The sequence below is a fragment of the Paenibacillus sp. FSL H3-0321 genome, from assembly GCF_038002865.1.
In the GTDB taxonomy this organism is placed as follows: Bacteria; Bacillota; Bacilli; order Paenibacillales; family Paenibacillaceae; genus Paenibacillus_AQ.
The window spans coordinates 1,898,875-1,914,217 of the sequence record NZ_JBBODH010000001.1 but is presented as its reverse complement, the minus strand read 5'-3'; the positions used below and the strand labels follow the sequence as shown (position 1 = coordinate 1,914,217).

19 protein-coding genes are annotated in these 15,343 nt (G+C 38.1%); 5 read left to right on the top strand and 14 right to left on the bottom strand.

Annotation, left to right across the window (positions count from 1 at the left end):
* The first annotated feature begins 25 nt into the window (after nucleotides 1–25).
* Both MHI45_RS08535 and MHI45_RS08530 read left to right on the top strand, forming a co-directional pair.
* Nucleotides 26–1,315: an arsenic transporter gene (locus tag MHI45_RS08535; RefSeq protein WP_076113787.1), complete on the top strand. Its 1,290-nt coding sequence runs from the start codon at nucleotides 26–28 to the stop codon at nucleotides 1,313–1,315.
* Nucleotides 1,316–1,418: 103 nt separating this feature from the next.
* A complete protein-coding gene (locus MHI45_RS08530) occupies nucleotides 1,419–1,928 on the top strand; it encodes a hypothetical protein (RefSeq protein WP_340897155.1) in 510 nt (169 codons plus the stop codon).
* A gap of 13 nt (nucleotides 1,929–1,941) precedes the next feature.
* On the opposite strand, the gene MHI45_RS08525 is transcribed toward MHI45_RS08530, so the two are convergent.
* The gene (locus MHI45_RS08525; protein ID WP_340897156.1) at nucleotides 1,942–2,382 is read right to left on the bottom strand and encodes a hypothetical protein; all 441 of its coding nucleotides are present in this window, start codon (nucleotides 2,380–2,382) and stop codon (nucleotides 1,942–1,944) included.
* Between the two features lie 137 nt (nucleotides 2,383–2,519).
* On the opposite strand from MHI45_RS08525, the gene MHI45_RS08520 reads away from it, so the two are divergent.
* Together MHI45_RS08520 and MHI45_RS08515 are read left to right on the top strand one after the other, a co-directional pair.
* Nucleotides 2,520–3,011, top strand: coding sequence for a hypothetical protein (locus MHI45_RS08520; protein ID WP_076114597.1), 492 nt, complete (start codon nucleotides 2,520–2,522; stop codon nucleotides 3,009–3,011).
* 28 nt (nucleotides 3,012–3,039) lie between these two features.
* A complete protein-coding gene (locus tag MHI45_RS08515; RefSeq protein ID WP_341118968.1) occupies nucleotides 3,040–3,669 on the top strand; it encodes a suppressor of fused domain protein in 630 nt (209 codons plus the stop codon).
* 80 nt (nucleotides 3,670–3,749) lie between these two features.
* Here MHI45_RS08515 and MHI45_RS08510 read toward each other — a convergent pair whose 3' ends face one another.
* The 3 genes from MHI45_RS08510 to MHI45_RS08500 form a co-directional block, all read right to left on the bottom strand.
* Nucleotides 3,750–4,136 (bottom strand): immunity 22 family protein, encoded by a 387-nt coding sequence (locus tag MHI45_RS08510; RefSeq protein WP_340897159.1) that lies wholly within the window; start codon nucleotides 4,134–4,136, stop codon nucleotides 3,750–3,752.
* 91 nt (nucleotides 4,137–4,227) lie between these two features.
* On the bottom strand, nucleotides 4,228–4,830 hold the full coding sequence (locus MHI45_RS08505) for a pentapeptide repeat-containing protein (RefSeq protein ID WP_340897160.1): 603 nt from the start codon (nucleotides 4,828–4,830) through the stop codon (nucleotides 4,228–4,230).
* Between the two features lie 451 nt (nucleotides 4,831–5,281).
* Nucleotides 5,282–6,163: a helix-turn-helix domain-containing protein gene (locus MHI45_RS08500; protein ID WP_076114592.1), complete on the bottom strand. Its 882-nt coding sequence runs from the start codon at nucleotides 6,161–6,163 to the stop codon at nucleotides 5,282–5,284.
* Between the two features lie 90 nt (nucleotides 6,164–6,253).
* Here MHI45_RS08500 and MHI45_RS08495 point away from each other — a divergent pair, with 90 nt between their 5' ends.
* A complete protein-coding gene (locus MHI45_RS08495; protein ID WP_076114591.1) occupies nucleotides 6,254–7,519 on the top strand; it encodes an MFS transporter in 1,266 nt (421 codons plus the stop codon).
* A gap of 204 nt (nucleotides 7,520–7,723) precedes the next feature.
* On the opposite strand, the gene MHI45_RS08490 is transcribed toward MHI45_RS08495, so the two are convergent.
* From MHI45_RS08490 to MHI45_RS08445, 10 genes are all read right to left on the bottom strand, one after another.
* Nucleotides 7,724–8,155 (bottom strand): SMI1/KNR4 family protein, encoded by a 432-nt coding sequence (locus tag MHI45_RS08490; protein ID WP_076114598.1) that lies wholly within the window; start codon nucleotides 8,153–8,155, stop codon nucleotides 7,724–7,726.
* 466 nt (nucleotides 8,156–8,621) lie between these two features.
* The gene (locus MHI45_RS08485; protein WP_076114590.1) at nucleotides 8,622–9,050 is read right to left on the bottom strand and encodes an SMI1/KNR4 family protein; all 429 of its coding nucleotides are present in this window, start codon (nucleotides 9,048–9,050) and stop codon (nucleotides 8,622–8,624) included.
* 251 nt (nucleotides 9,051–9,301) lie between these two features.
* Nucleotides 9,302–9,715 carry a hypothetical protein gene (locus MHI45_RS08480; protein ID WP_076114589.1) on the bottom strand — a complete coding sequence of 138 codons (414 nt, stop codon included), beginning with the start codon at nucleotides 9,713–9,715 and terminating at the stop codon, nucleotides 9,302–9,304.
* Nucleotides 9,716–10,025: 310 nt separating this feature from the next.
* Complete coding sequence (locus MHI45_RS08475) at nucleotides 10,026–10,370, bottom strand: hypothetical protein (protein WP_341118967.1); 345 nt, start codon at nucleotides 10,368–10,370, stop codon at nucleotides 10,026–10,028.
* Between the two features lie 556 nt (nucleotides 10,371–10,926).
* On the bottom strand, nucleotides 10,927–11,616 hold the full coding sequence (locus MHI45_RS08470) for an SMI1/KNR4 family protein (RefSeq protein WP_076114646.1): 690 nt from the start codon (nucleotides 11,614–11,616) through the stop codon (nucleotides 10,927–10,929).
* Entirely contained in the window at nucleotides 11,603–12,325 is a 723-nt protein-coding gene (locus MHI45_RS08465; RefSeq protein WP_144024524.1) for a hypothetical protein, read from the bottom strand. Before MHI45_RS08465 ends, MHI45_RS08470 begins: the two co-directional genes overlap by 14 nt.
* 553 nt (nucleotides 12,326–12,878) lie before the next feature.
* Nucleotides 12,879–13,355 carry an antitoxin YezG family protein gene (locus MHI45_RS08460; RefSeq protein WP_341118966.1) on the bottom strand — a complete coding sequence of 159 codons (477 nt, stop codon included), beginning with the start codon at nucleotides 13,353–13,355 and terminating at the stop codon, nucleotides 12,879–12,881.
* Nucleotides 13,356–13,446: 91 nt separating this feature from the next.
* Nucleotides 13,447–13,590: a DNA/RNA non-specific endonuclease gene (locus MHI45_RS35110; protein ID WP_445667498.1), complete on the bottom strand. Its 144-nt coding sequence runs from the start codon at nucleotides 13,588–13,590 to the stop codon at nucleotides 13,447–13,449.
* Nucleotides 13,591–13,906: 316 nt separating this feature from the next.
* Nucleotides 13,907–14,482 (bottom strand): pentapeptide repeat-containing protein, encoded by a 576-nt coding sequence (locus MHI45_RS08450; protein ID WP_341118965.1) that lies wholly within the window; start codon nucleotides 14,480–14,482, stop codon nucleotides 13,907–13,909.
* Between the two features lie 53 nt (nucleotides 14,483–14,535).
* Nucleotides 14,536–15,312, bottom strand: coding sequence for a hypothetical protein (locus tag MHI45_RS08445; protein ID WP_341118964.1), 777 nt, complete (start codon nucleotides 15,310–15,312; stop codon nucleotides 14,536–14,538).
* Nucleotides 15,313–15,343 lie beyond the last annotated feature (31 nt).

The following is a 15,343-nucleotide window of genomic DNA, read 5'->3' as shown; positions in this document are numbered from 1 at the left end:
TCATACATAAACGGGAGGGTCAGACTTGGTAATACTTGCAATTCTTATATTTTTGCTCACATTGGTTTTTGTTATTTGGCAGCCCAGGAACCTGTCTATCGGCTGGTCGGCCTGCGGAGGTGCGATTCTCGCTTTGCTGGCAGGTGTAGTCAGCTTTAACGATGTTCTCGATGTTACCTTAATCGTGTGGAATGCTACACTGGCGTTTGTTGCGATTATTCTGATTTCCTTAATCCTTGATAAGGTTGGGATCTTTGAATGGGCTGCCCTGCATATGGCGAGAGCTGCACGAGGGAATGGAACCCGGATGTTCATCTATGTCACTCTTCTTGGGGCGGTAGTGGCTGCATTTTTTGCCAATGACGGAGCGGCGCTTATCCTGACACCTATTGTCCTGGCCATGGTCCGTGCGCTGAATTTTGATGAGAAAAAGGTCTTTCCCTTCATCATCGCCAGCGGCTTTATTGCGGATACGACCTCATTGCCGCTGGTGGTAAGCAATCTGGTCAATATCGTATCGGCGGACTTCTTCGGAATCAGCTTCATGGACTATGCAGGGCATATGCTGATACCTACACTGTTTTCTTTGGCAGCAAGTACCCTGGTGCTATACCTCTTCTTCCGTAAAAGCATCCCGCGTAACTTCGACAGCTCAGAGCTTAAACATCCGCAAGAGGCGATCGAAGACCCAAAAATGTTCAAACTGTCCTGGCTTGTGCTTGCGATTCTGCTGGTTGGATACTTCGTCAGTGAATTCCTGAACATTCCGGTTTCTGTGGTGGCTGGGATTATTGCGATCTTTTTCCTGCTCATGGCCAGAAGAAGCTCTGCTATTTCAACGATGGAAGTAGTTAAGGGCGCACCATGGGCGATCGTGTTCTTTTCTGTCGGGATGTATGTTGTTGTGTATGGATTGCGGAATGCCGGGTTAATGGATATACTAGCGGATTTGATTCAGGTTGTTGCCGATCAGGGGGTATTCGCTGCCACAATGGGGATGGGCTTTATAGCCGCTGTCATTTCATCGGTAATGAATAACCTGCCTACAGTCATGATTGACGCACTGGCTATCGACGCCACACATACCTCCGGAATCATTAAGGAAGCTTTGATATATGCCAATGTCATCGGCTCAGATCTAGGCCCGAAGATTACGCCGATCGGATCACTGGCCACGCTGCTGTGGCTGCATGTGCTCTCGGGCAAAGGTGTGAAAATCTCCTGGGGCACATATTTTAAGACCGGAATTATATTGACGATTCCTACATTGTTTATCACTTTAGTGGGCCTCTATTTAAGATTGACTCTATTTTAAACCTAAACTATATTGCATTGCGCCTATGGAGCGACCCATGGCCTGAATTCAAATCGAACAGTACAATCGAGTCTGTGGGCGCTTTTGTTAAGTGGGGATAACTATGAACAACTATATAATATCTTTTACAAAAAAGTTTGATTACTTTTTCGGGCAAAAAGAAATCGCGAATCTTATTTATTTACATGATGAGGGTGATAATGAGCGATTAGATCATGTCCTTTTTCTTGAGAAAGATAGTGGTGATGTCATAGGTTTGTATATAAGAGGCATGAACCCGTTATTCTCAGTGAATAGAATTTACGATTTGGATGATTTTAATTTATTTGCAAGTTATGAAGGGTTAATTGAATGTAAGGAAAATTTTAAACTCAAAATAGAGTATGTAGGTATGTTTTTTAACACTCAATACAACGAATTATTGGGTTTCTATTTGGCGAATAATGATGCATCCAGTTCTATATTCATATTATTTTTACAAGATGAAATTTATATGGAAAAGGATTGTAGCAGATACGAGGTTAGTAGGGTACTTGAAAAAAGGTTTTCGACTGAAGGTTTTATAACATACGAAAAAAAATGTGAAACTGACTGGGAAAAAATAAGCTTCTGACCGGAAAAAAATGCTAATACTCGCGTTTAAAATCTTCATAAATTGCAAATGCATTGGCTAGTATCTCTTTCAGATCTTCGTAATCACGGAATATTGGCCTTCTGACTTTGTCTTTTTCTAAACCATCTAGTTGTTCTTTTAATATCGCCCAAGTCCCGCCAATCTTTAATTCAGAACATTTCCATACAGACCATAAAAATTCAGCAGCACCATATTTTAATGATATTTTAAATTGATATTTACTATCGCCTATTGTTTCTATTATTTTGTAAAATTCTTCTTTTTTGTTGAAAGTGCAGTAGTACCCTAAATGCTGAATAATATTTACTACTATATCAGTTTCATAATTTTCGAAACTTTCGTTAGCATCGAAATGATACTGTTTAGACAAATCCTTATATCTTTCAATGAAATTAATTTTTACTAAAGCATGCTCGGAAGCCTTATCTAACATCGTTACTCCTCCCTGAACCTAGTTTCAATACCACAGTATTTTAGCCAAATCGATGTAGTGCGTAATCAATGTTTTCATTGTAGAGCTGTCTCAGCTTTTCATCAACAATAACAAATTAAAGAAAACGAGGCGAAGTTGTGAAATCAATAAAAGATTTTTATAATGAAAGAGTTGCAAAAGTTCGCTGGTTCGAGAATTGTGGTAAAGAGATTAGCGAGCCTTATTTTGAAGGAAACATCAAAATTGTTGATAGTTGGACAAAAGCTCAGAAAGGGATCAACGGGAAATGGGACAATCTGAAACTAGAAATAAGGAATAATCTAACGGGTACTTTACATGAACGTTGGAGAAATGAATATAGAGAATGGAATACGATTACTTTAGAAGCGAAAGCTGTACTCCAAAAAGGTGTACTTAACGAACTCAAATCTTATGTTTCTGCTAATAATATCAATTATCGTGTATATGAGAGTGTTGAATGGGATCTTCTTTGCGTGTTGATGGAATATGCCTACAGTGATCTCGTCGCTCCTGGTTTTTATTTCAAAATGTTCGATGTATATGAAGCAGGTCATCTTCCATGTGGCTGGAAAGGAAAATGGCCGGAAGGAAGTGTTTTAATTTATTAATATTAGGTTCTAACCTCCGGAGGTACATATGGTTAAAAATGATGACTTTGCATCGGGTGAGCTAATGAATCATTTACGTGAAAATATTGGAGAACCCAGTTTTGTAAACATGGAAGGTTTTATGCAAAACATAAATATAGATTTAATAGTATTTGAGGCAAACACCAATAGAAACTATCACACCATAGTTACTTCTGGAATGAGCAACTATTCTTCCAATGTTGAGGAAGGATGTGAAGAGTGGAAATACACAGAATTAATAATGTATTTACCTTCAGAGTGGCCTGTACGACAAGCTGACATTCAAGATGAATTGTATTGGCCTTTCGGCTGGTTACGGAAACTTGGGAAGTTTACATTTGATCATCAAACTTGGTTTTGTTACGGTGACAGTATTCCAAATGGAGATCCTCCGCAGTTATTAAGCAACAAAAACCCATTTGTCGGCTTTATGCTGTTACCACCTATAAACGAGAACCCTGATTTTTTCACACTAAAAACGCCTGATAAAGAAATTCAGTTTCTAGTTGTATTTCCTGTTTTTTTGGAAGAAATGAACTTTCTAAGGAATAATGAGTTTACTCTGTTGTTGGAGAAGTTTGATGATTGCCATATTAATGACATTATTAATCTGCAAAGGGTTAATGTTTGTGAGTAAGCAGATTGGTTTACATCGGGGGTGGCGGCATCATGCGGAACGGGTGGAGGATGTATTCATTCGTCACTGGGTAGCCCCCACTATTGATACTCTACCGCACCCAAAAATCTGAAATAATTCGATTGAATGGTTGCTTCAAGAAGTTCCTCTGTATACTTAAAATTATATAGTAAAACTACTGCATTAAAATTATCCGTCAAACCTTCCTGCACTAAGGCAGTGAATTTCAGAACAATCTCATCATCATAAGAGAATCCTTCAAGTAATTGATTCGGATTATTACTAGCTTCTTCATAATATTCTGCTTCTCTTACAGCATCATCATATCTACGAATCCCAAAATGTTTAGCAAAGATCGATGGAGTAAAGTCTCCTTCATCCGTATAAGACACAGTAAGCAGCCTATCCAATTCCTCGGAAGATTGAACATTGCCTACCCACAGAGATACGGCTCCTTCTTTTTCCATGTTAGCCTCCTCTAAGGTTTTAATCCATCAGGCAGATCAGTAGACGAATCAATAATTTCTAACGTACAAGTTCATTGGCAGCGGCACTTACTTATTCACTTATTTCGCATTTTTCTAGCACCCATTCCTTTGCTTGTTCGGATTTCAACAATATAGGGTTCTCCAATGTACCAATATTAATGCTTCTAAAATGAGCTTCTTCTATACCTGTAATATTTTTCAGTGTCACTCCGTTTAATAATGTTTCTTCAAATGAGGCTACACTTATATCTACATTTTCTAGTCTTGCATTACTAAAATCAGTTAAGTAGAAAAATACATTGATCAAATTACAATTCACTAAATATGCATTTCTAAATATTGCTTCCCAACAATCACCTTTACTAAATCTGCTGTTTTTAATGACGCAATTAGAGAAATCTGTATACCCAAGATCTGATTTATAAAAATCGCATTTATCTAAATACGCTTTTTTAAAAGTTGATGAGCATAATAATGATGCATGAAAATCGATATTTTCCAATATAAGATCATCAAAAATACACTCAGTTAAATATGCTTGTTCAAGCAATTTATCGGATAAATCAAAACCTCTTAAATCCACTTCATCTAATTTTAACACTTCGCCTTCTTTACCAATGGACTCAACCCACTTTTTATGTAGTTCAAACTTATTTATAATGTTTTCTTCCATTTTGCCACTCCTTAAGAGACCAATTCAATTCTTGATTTCTTCCTCCGGTATACTTTCCATCTTTATCGTAAAGGTTATCTTTATCCGGCGCCCCAACTCGACCAGAGTACTCTCCTGATTCTAACGCATCTATCAGTCCTTGTCTCTCGGGGAGAGAACCGCTTCATACGGATTTTCATTTTTCGGACAACACTTTGCAAGAAGCCTTCGAGAGAATCCAGATTGATTGGCAGGCGGAGCGCTTAGGTCTTGAGCATTCCGTCGCCGAGCTTGGCTACCGGGTATCAGGACCATTGTGTTTTGTTGTGATTAGGTACGTCCAGTTCACTGGAGAGGAGAAAGCCAATCATGGTTGTATCTGACCACAATTGACCTGTTTTATGTATCGCTTTAGCGTTAATTAGGTAATTTCAAAAGGTGCAATGAAAAGTTTGAATTGACGAATCGAAACTCAACTTGCGTATTTGAAATTCGGGATATTCAATTCTGCAAACTCTTTTAGAGCCTCTGCAAAAGGCTCTCTTCCCATCAAATAGAAGCTATGAATAATGTGCGTAATATTCGGGTCAAAGGTTCGGAGTTCATTTATACACTCGATGACGATCTGATAGTATTTGCTCATTAAACGATAAAAGGTGAAATCAGGAGTTTTAGGAAGCTTGTCTAGTAGCTGAAACGGTTTTCTGGTGAGGACAAGTTCTTTTTTTCTAATACATATAGATATATAATTCAGTAGAATTGTCGCCAGCAGGAACGGGTTTTCATTTGCAGTTTTCGTAAATGAGTAATCCATCCGCTTTCGGATTAAGGACTGGACTAAAAAAACGGTATCTTCAAAGTCGAAAATGTGGAGCGTATTTGCAAAAAGCATAAGTGAGCGAGTGGTCCAGTCTGAATCACTTGAAATTCTGGACTTCAAAAAATTTCTGTCTGCTTCGGAAATCTCCCTGTCAGAATGATCCGTAATCTCCTTTAAAACCTCCAATAAGGTAATGAAAATTTTCTTTTCAGATTCAGATAGTTCCTGGTGATTTCGTGCAACACGCTCCAGTTGTGTGAGCTCAGCAATTTTGTTGTCATAAAATATTTGATACATTTGTACCTCTAGAAGTGTCAGCGGGGATTTTTGATCTGATATATCCAGCTTGTTCACAAACTCCGTAATTGAAATGGCATTGATTTGCAGCAAGCTGAACAAGTCCTCCGCGCATATTCTATGTAGGTTGTTCTCCACTTTTGAATAATAGGATTCCGAAATACAATTCTTGATGAATTCCTTCTGTGTCAGTTCTTTTTGCAAACGATATTCCCTCAATAAAGAACCAATTTCCATAAAAAAAACTCCTTTCGAATTCGAAATCATTGCCATACCTAGATAGTAAACAGGTTATGTTTGATTTATCAAGTCAAAAGGAGAATGACAATGCACATTTATTTTTCTAACAGACAATTTCGGCAAATCGCGACTGCAAACATTTTCTCAACGATCGGGGACAAGATGTATTATCTGGCCATGCTGACTTTTGTCAGTACACTTCCTAACGCGCAGTTAGCTATTGGCCTGGTGACAGCGTCTGAATTGATTCCGCAGCTATTTTCCTCTTATACTGGGTATCGGGCAGACCAAACGCACAAGGTAGCCAGAAATTTAATTTGGGCTGATCTCATCAGAGTTGGCTTGTATTTCATCGTCGGCTTGTTATTTTGTTCGACCCTTGAGAAATGGATTGTGTTAATAGGCATCGTCATATTGAATTTCCTGTCCGATTTCACAGGATCGTACGCAAGTGGATTGCGGCTGCCGCTCATTGTGAAAGTTACTGGAAAAGAGGATTATCCTCAAGCCAGCGGCTTCAATCAGGGCATTTCACAAATCGTCGGCATGATTTCCCAATTCATAACCGCCTCCTTACTGATCGTTGTGTCTTACTCCTTTTTAGCCTGGACGAATGCAGCAAGCTTTCTTTTTTCTGGCTTTATTATGCTGAGTTTTTTTAGAAGAAGCCCGCAATTCGCAACAAAGGCTGTAACCGAAGTACAGCAAGGGCATAAAGGGGACAGCTATTTCAAAAACCTGAAGGTGAGCTTTGCAGCCTTAACAAAGGAAAACAAGCTTTTCGGCGTAATTCTTGCAATTATCGTGCTTAATGCCATGCTATCGTCCCTCACACCACTCATTCAAATGATCATTGTATCGGCTAAAAAAGAGATGGTTATTTATTCCTATCCATTTACAATAGCTGTACTAAGCACGGTGATTTCTCTTTCACTAGCTGCTGGTGGACTGCTGGGAACTAAAATACTCAAGCAAATGCATTTGCAGCAATTAGTGATGATCTGCTTAGTGTTTACCACTATTTTTTATCCTGCTCTACTTCTAAAAAATATGCTGATCATTCTGCCGATGCTAGCACCTGTTTGTTTCCTGGTCGGAACGATCGTACCCAAGTTATCCGGCTGGATCGTGTCCGTAGTAGAAGAGAACAAGCTGGCAACTACGATTGGCATCATTAATACACTTTTAGTAGGCCTTGCACCGTTAACCACCTTTTTATTAGTAACGATATCTGCTGCAGCTTCTCCAATTTTGACCATAGCGATTTTATTCGTCAGCTCCCTGGCATTGATGACATTTCAAATCAAGAGCGGCCGGGTCAATAAAAGCAAGCAGCATGTGAATCTCCAGTAGTGTGAGGAAAGGGGAACGTCAAATAGCCCCATCTAGCGAGAGGGGGCGAAATGGAGAGACGTTGGTGGCAATACCCATTTTAGAAACCTGTTGTTAAGACTAACGGCGAGAAAATAACAAAAAACAGGTCAATCATGGTGGTATCTGACCATATTCGACCTGTTCAATGTAACGTAGAATGGAAGAGTATTTGAAAATATCCAACTACTCTTCTGTATCATCATATAAATTTTCTAAAAAAACCTTGAAATTCTCAGAAATAAAATACATGTTGTCCATATCTTCAGTGTCTTCGTCATGAATCCCAAAATAAATATTTCCGAAACACTTCTCAGTAAGACCTATGCAAATTTGATTTCCACCAGAATCATCTGCAATTGGTAAAAATCCTGCATTAAGTATATCGTCAAAAATATCTATTTTTTTGTCTAAATTATCATACATTCCTCCAATGCCATAGAAAATATTTACCATACCCATACCTTGTTCCTCAGAAATGGTGAAGTAGTATGGTTTAGGATAGCCCCCATTGTATCTCAATAAAAAATCTCGATAATGGTTAGGAAGTTGCACTCCAATGATTCGCTCAAAAACTTGAAGTCTAGCTTCTGTTAGAACTTCTTGATTGCTGTGCATTTTCAAGCCAATCTCCTCCTGTTCCGTTTACAATGGACCGTCCGCCCATGTGCTCATGTATGTCTTTTCAGTGAAGAAAGCTCGTAGTAGTTTGGCAGCCCTTCCTTGAAAATATGAACCAATTCACATTTCTTTCCTGACTATTATTTGTATACATTAAAACTACCTCCCATCAATTCAGCGTTACATCAAACAGGCCGATTTTAAAATGGATATTGCGCAGGGAAGAGGGGACATGGGCGTCAGGACCATTTGTTTTGGGATCAGGCAGGTTCAGCTTACGAGAGAGGAAAAGGACCATTTCGATTTCCGTGCAGTTCTCAGACCGGGGGAGAAGTTGCTAGCGTAATTGTGCGTACAAGTAAAATGGAAGAATTCTTATACTGATATTAATTGAGTTAAGTCTGCTTGGGCTAAGCCGCCCGAATCACTCGGCATTGGGTGGGGTGTATATTAGAGCCAATCCCTAATATAAGTTATCAAAAAAATCGTTAAAACTGGTTTTTAAAAAAATCATGTTTTCCATTTCTTCATCTGACTCCATATCATGCATCCAAAAATATATTTTTCCAAAGTATTTCTCACTAATTCCAATACAAATCTCATTTCCTCCTGGATCACTAGCGATTGATATAAAACCGTCAGGCAGCTCACCATCTAAAATCTCAAATACCTTAGCCAAATTCCCCTTCATATCACCGATCCCGTAAAATTTATTTACGACACTTTCACCCGCTTCATCAGAAATCTTAAATGTAGATGCTTTAGGATACCCACCATTATTTTTAAGCAAAAAATCAATATACTGTTCAGGAAGCTTTAGAACATATTTACCTTCAAATTCACGAATTTCATTTATAGTTATTTTCTTGTTTCCTCGATCCATATTCGCCATAGTTATTTTCCTTTTGAATTTTTTATTTTTCTATAGACTGACCACTGAAATACCTAAACTCTCTATGTATATCTTCATCGACAAGGATCATTGTCTTTCTATATTATTGGGCTTTATGAGTTAATTCTATATATTTGTTCTTCACCAGTTCCACATACTCTTCTAGATACTCAACCTCATGTTCATCCAAGCTGTCCAGATAGAGACGTGGCTATCTCATTAAGAACCTAATTAACATCTAATCCACAAAATCACAAATGGATTTTCGAAAGGAAATCTTGGAGCATTTTCTTTACTGGTAGGCTAGCAGTGTGTAATGAGTCATTTATACGTTGGAGTATATTTGGGTTATCTAATATCATTTTTTTAATTTCTTGATTTGTAAAACTTCTTAGTGTGTCAATACATATTTCGAATAATTCCTCATCATTCGTACTGAGCAATGATAATAAAATGTTGAATTCATTTACATTGCATTCATTATCCAAACAATACGCTAATTTTCTCTGCCACTCTATAGGTTTATGATGCACTTGATTAGATAATTCAACCCAATCACTTGGGTTAAACTCCGAAAGCATCGCGCTTGCAATGACACAGCCATCATCGTACCACGAATCTACTGATGTATCAGCGGATAAAAGGTTATCTAGTTCTTTGTACATATTTGAGGCCTCCATTTATATTTGAATTAAAAACCTGATAGGCGAGACGCTTTATCTTGCCTGTTGGCTAACCACTTGTTACATCGTCACCAACTTTAAATATATCAATTTCCACAGCATTCGTCGTGGCCCTTTTAGAGTTGCTCCAATCTCTTAATCTTGTAGAAATAGTATGCTCTTTTTTAGGTTGGAAATATTTCAGTCTGGGAACTGCTTTGTAAAAAACTACATTCTTTGTATCATCAGCATTAGTTGATAATACTTCAACTGCGAAATTAACGTTAGCATTGTTAATGCTTTGCGAATGTCCTCACGGGTACTCTCCTGATTCTAACGTATCAATCTGTCTTTGTCTCTCGGGGGAGAGTCGCTTTATGCGGATATTCATTTTTCGGGCAACACTTTGCATGAAGCCTTTGAGAGAATCCAGATTCTTTGGCAGGCGGAGCGCATGGTTCTTGAGTTTGCCGTCGCAGAGCTTGGCTATCGCATCTTTAATATTTCCGAGCCCTCTGAACAGGGGAGAGCGGACGTGGGCACCAGGCCTGGGTATTTTGGGATCAGGCAGGCCCATTTTACGGGTGACGGAAAGGACCTTTTTCGAATTCCGTATTGCTGCCAGACTGGGGACGAAGAAGCTGCTGGCAATATCCATCTCAAAAGGCTCTTGTCCGCCTTGAATTCGTCCGATCTCATAACTTTCTTCTGGAGTGAGCGTCAGCGGGTTATGATACGCATTCGCTTTTTGCAGATTCCGTAAGAATTCTGCACTCCCCTCTTTGAAGCTGTCCTTGGCTTTCTTATAGAGATGAGGGAGTCGGTGGCTAGCCCTTCACGCATGACCTTCCCGTAAATGATAATAATCAGATATGTCTTGATGCCATTACTGGTCAACCCATTAAAGTAGCGAACTAATATTCATAACGACCCTTACAATAAATCTATCGTTCTGACAGGATACATTGTTGCGATTATTTTGATAAAACAGTAAGAAAGCAAAGATAACAAAAAACAGATCAATCATGGTAGTATCTGACCATAATCGACCTGTGATGTGTAACGCTAAAGCGTTATTAGGTTATACTTTTCAAGAATTACTGTGCGTACAAAAGAAATGAAGAAATCTTTTTAATGGTATTACATAGCTTAAGTGTATTATTGGTTGAATGATTGGTTCATTCGGCACTGGGTAGCCTCTTATTATTTTCAGACTAATTTTCTTTCTTTTTTTCTTTCCTATTTTTTTCTTTAGCTTCGAGTTCGGCTTTAGCAGCAAGCATCATTGCCATAAAGTTATCACTCATTTTTTCACTAACAATCTTGGAATCAATATCTGATTCGTTTACTATCTCTTCAATTTCAAAACTTTTAATGAAATCGAAGAAAGATTCAGCGATTAAGAATATATTTTCCCAATAATCATCAACACTAACACCTACATATTCCTTTTCATTTAGCATAACCTTAGCCGTTATCTCGTTTTCATGATCCCAAAAGTAAATTTTACCTATATGATTTCCTTTTATTCCTATACATATTAGGTTTCCTACACCGTCATCAGCAATCGGTACAATTGAATTCGGAATTCTATCGTAATATCGTTTAATATTTTCTTCGAGATTGTCAGCACCCTCTTCAAAACCAAAAAAAGATCCGAAAGCGTTCAGCCCATCTTTACCTGTCCAATGGGATTGTTTCAATGGGCGGTAACGCACATCATTTTCAAAAGTCGAATTTCCATATTTAAATACAAATATCTTGTAAATCTCTAAAAAATCAATTTCGTATTTTTCCTCAAGTCTTATAAGTTCCTCTTCAGAATAGCTGTCAGCACCACTTGATATACCAAGTTCAATTAAATACTTTTCAATTTCATTAAACGAATCATTAGTCATCGTCATCGGTTGGTGGACCTCCTTTATTTCTCTTTTTTGATGGGTCTTCTGATTTTTCTGGAATGATTTTTTCAGTTTCTATTTCAATTATTTCACTTGCCTTGTTTCTCATATCAGAAGCAGATCCCTTATGTGGTATATTTCCATGTAGTTTGGTCGGGATCATTTCTATTACCGTCTCACTAAGATGGTGGGGAGTCAATCCCACTTGTTTTAATAAGGCTTTAGCTTGCGTCTTGTTTTTAGCTAAACCAAGTTCAGCCATCCGCTTATAAACTTGATCAAAGTCTTGGTCTGTTCCATTTAACACTCCTGGTTTAAACTCTAATTCATAAGCTGACCAAGGTGAAAAGTCTGGTCGTCCATCTTTAAATACGATTGGTTTGCCATTTGTTATTTCAATAACATCAGGATCATCAGAATACCATTTACCGTTACCTGGTTCTCCCTCCCATTTACCACCAGTCCTAGGTAGTCTTCCTTCAGGTTTCTTATTAGTTTTTGGAGGGATTCCTCCCCCACCATCACCCGTCCCCTTAGTTCCCCGGCCCGAGTACTCTCCTGATTCTAACGCATCTTTCTGTCTTTGTCTCTCCGGGGTGAGCGGCGTATCCGGACCTTTGGAGCGGGAAGAGTAGGGCTCCAGATCATGAAATTGCCAACGGCCTGCTGCGGTGGCAGGGTCGGGGGAGAGGAGCTTTACACTGATATTCATTTTTCGGGCAACGCTTTGCATGAAGCCTTTGAGAGAATCCAAATTCTTTGGCAGGCGGAGGGCATGAGTCTTGAGTTTGCCGTCGCCGAGTTTGGCTATCGCATCTTTAATATTTCCGAGCCCTCTGAACAGGGGAGAGCGGACGTGGGCACCAGGCCTGGGTATTTTGGGATCAGGCAGGCCCATTTTACGGGTGACGGAAAGGGGGCTTTTCGAATTCTATGCTGTTCCCAGAGCGGGAGAGAAGTTGTTGGCAATATTCATCTTATAAAGCTGGTGTTAAGACTAGCGGTGTGAAAATATAAAAACAGGTCAATCATGGTAGCTTTTGACCATAATCGACCTGTATTATGTAACGATTTAGTGTTAATTAGGTTATGCTTTTCGAGCATTACTTTGCGTACAAGCAAAGTGAAGAAATTTTGATACGGGTATTACATAGGTTGAATGTGTCATTGGTTATATGATGGGTTCATCCAGCACTGAGTAGTCCCAACTTATGGCTCAAATTCTTCTTATAGTTTGTCATAGTTAAGTTAGCTCGACAGAGCTATTAATCTTGACTATTTAAATAATTCTCTACAAACAGTTTATTCTTTTCATTCTCAGGAAGTAAACCTAAATATCGATATTCAAAAATCATTTGTCTTTGAGTTGGGGTTAGTGTTGAAGCTATTATATCTTCATAATTATAATGAATCTTCAACTTACCAGGATACATCAATCTTAAGGTTAAATTTGTCCACGCATCTTGATCATTGTCTATAAATATTTGTTTTAATTCTTTAAATTTTGTTTGCAACTCTAATAATAATTTGTCGTACTTTTTTTCATTCACACCATATTTTTCAGGAATATCATGGGAGTATATAAAAGCCCCATTCTCAGAAGTATTGAAATAAAAATATACCTCTCTAGATCCATCGAGTATTTCGGCATATAAGTAAATCTCGTTCCAGTTGTCGTCAGGTATCATACTTAAAACATGCTCTGCTATCAAGGGATATAGCTGATCCATCTGTTGCTCCATGATTCTCACAACCTCCAAATTGATTCTCTATTGTAATTTTCTTTGGTCCCACCGCCATCTATCGAATACTCTACTATAAAGCTATCAGGTCTCATTTCCCACCAGCTTCATTTATTTGGGAATTCATTGGAACTAAGTTATCAATGTTCCCAGAACCTTTAAATTGACTATCTATTAAATGAACACCATCATCTCTCTCTAGATAATCACCTCGGATTCTGTCTGTTTCTCCCACATTACTTTGATCTTTTGCCTAGTTGTAAGTCTGCCTCGACACTATCAATACGACCAGATTCATTTGTCTCATAAGTATATCCTTCTCTGGTGTGGTGTACTTTGCATTCGGTTTTAGTGTTTTTTTGTTACCGACTTTATCAATTTGTGTTCCATAAGGAATTCCAACCATTCCAACATCACCCGTCCCCTAAGTTTAATCCTTTATTGTGGAATAAAAAGATGATAGTCGGTTTCACCAACTATCATCTTACTATTCAATCATTATGGTGTTTTATGAGAGCAGACATGTAGTGATATTTGTTCAGCAGGCATATCTAAAGTTTACTTTTGACTATTTCCATGACTCCTTCATCAAATATAGCCCCATCTATTAAAGCCCCAGTCCAAACTACGCCATCAAGCATGGTATTTCTAAAATCTGCTTCTTCGAAATTCCCCTCTGTGAGGGTTGCACCTGTAAGATCTGCATTAGAAAAACTAGCTTGTTGAGCATTTATTCTGGATAAATTCGCGTTTTTAAATGATGAGTTACTAAACGCTGATCCAATTACTTCTCCACCAGAAAAGTCAACTTCATCAAAGCAAGTTCCTCTGCACATACTTATATTAATCTTGGCTCCTTTTAAAATAGCTTTATAAAGGTTCGCTCCATTTAGAACACAATCTCCCATATCTATCTTCTCTAAGTTACTGTTACTGAAATCAGTTTGTTCAAAATCACAATCAAGAAAGGAAGCTCTTATTAATGATGATGCTCTAAGATTTACTCTTACCGCCTGAATACAGTCTCCCATTACCTCAGATAAGTCAGTATAAGCTAAATCTACACCGCTCATCTCTAGTCCATAAATAACTTCCTTGTTTATTTTATAACTATTCAATATTTTCAAGACATTACTTCGATCCTGTTGCCCTGTTATTTCAACCACATCCCATCTGCACTTTATCTATTGAGATAGTTTTGCCAAGCGGCGCTTGGACTAAACGTTGCGCCCATCCGGTTATTGGAAAACTTCGGAACAGCTATTGCACCAGAGGTTTCTAAATACTTCATTACTTGCAACCACTTGTTAAGTAATTCACTAGAATCAGCTTCCCATGGCTTCTCAATTACATCAATACAAATTCCTTCCCAATCAAATTCAGATACATGACCAGGTGAATTTATCAAATACTCTCTTCCAAACAGCTCAAGAACATTATTACTAAAATAAGTTCGAGATCCTACTCCCAAAGGACCGTTCTGCAGAAACTCCACTGGTACTGGTTGTGAACACAAATTCATCCATATTTGATTACGTTCATTTTCAGTATTCCAAGGATATGCTGTTGGCCAAAATATATTAGTAATTCCGTAACGAGGTTTTGCAATATTTGATATTTTGTCAGATATCTCAAAAAACATCGACCAATGTTTTTTAGAAAGGGATTTATGGAAATTAAAATATAAAAATGATCGATTACTGAGATTTACATGAAAATAACCAGAATATTTGATAGACATATCTCGATGAAGATGAATTTCTGATACTCTTCGTTCTGTAACTTTCTCAATAATTTCATTTCGATTATACTCGACCTTAATCCGTTCATCATTTCCCCAATGGGTAGGAACAAGCTTTTCATCTGACTCAAAAACATCTAAAATACGACCTAGCACCTCTTCATTACTAAAAGATACTGTTGGATACATTTCAATTAAAAATAAATTTGGTGTCATTTCTATCCTCCGCTCAAAGAAATCAATCACA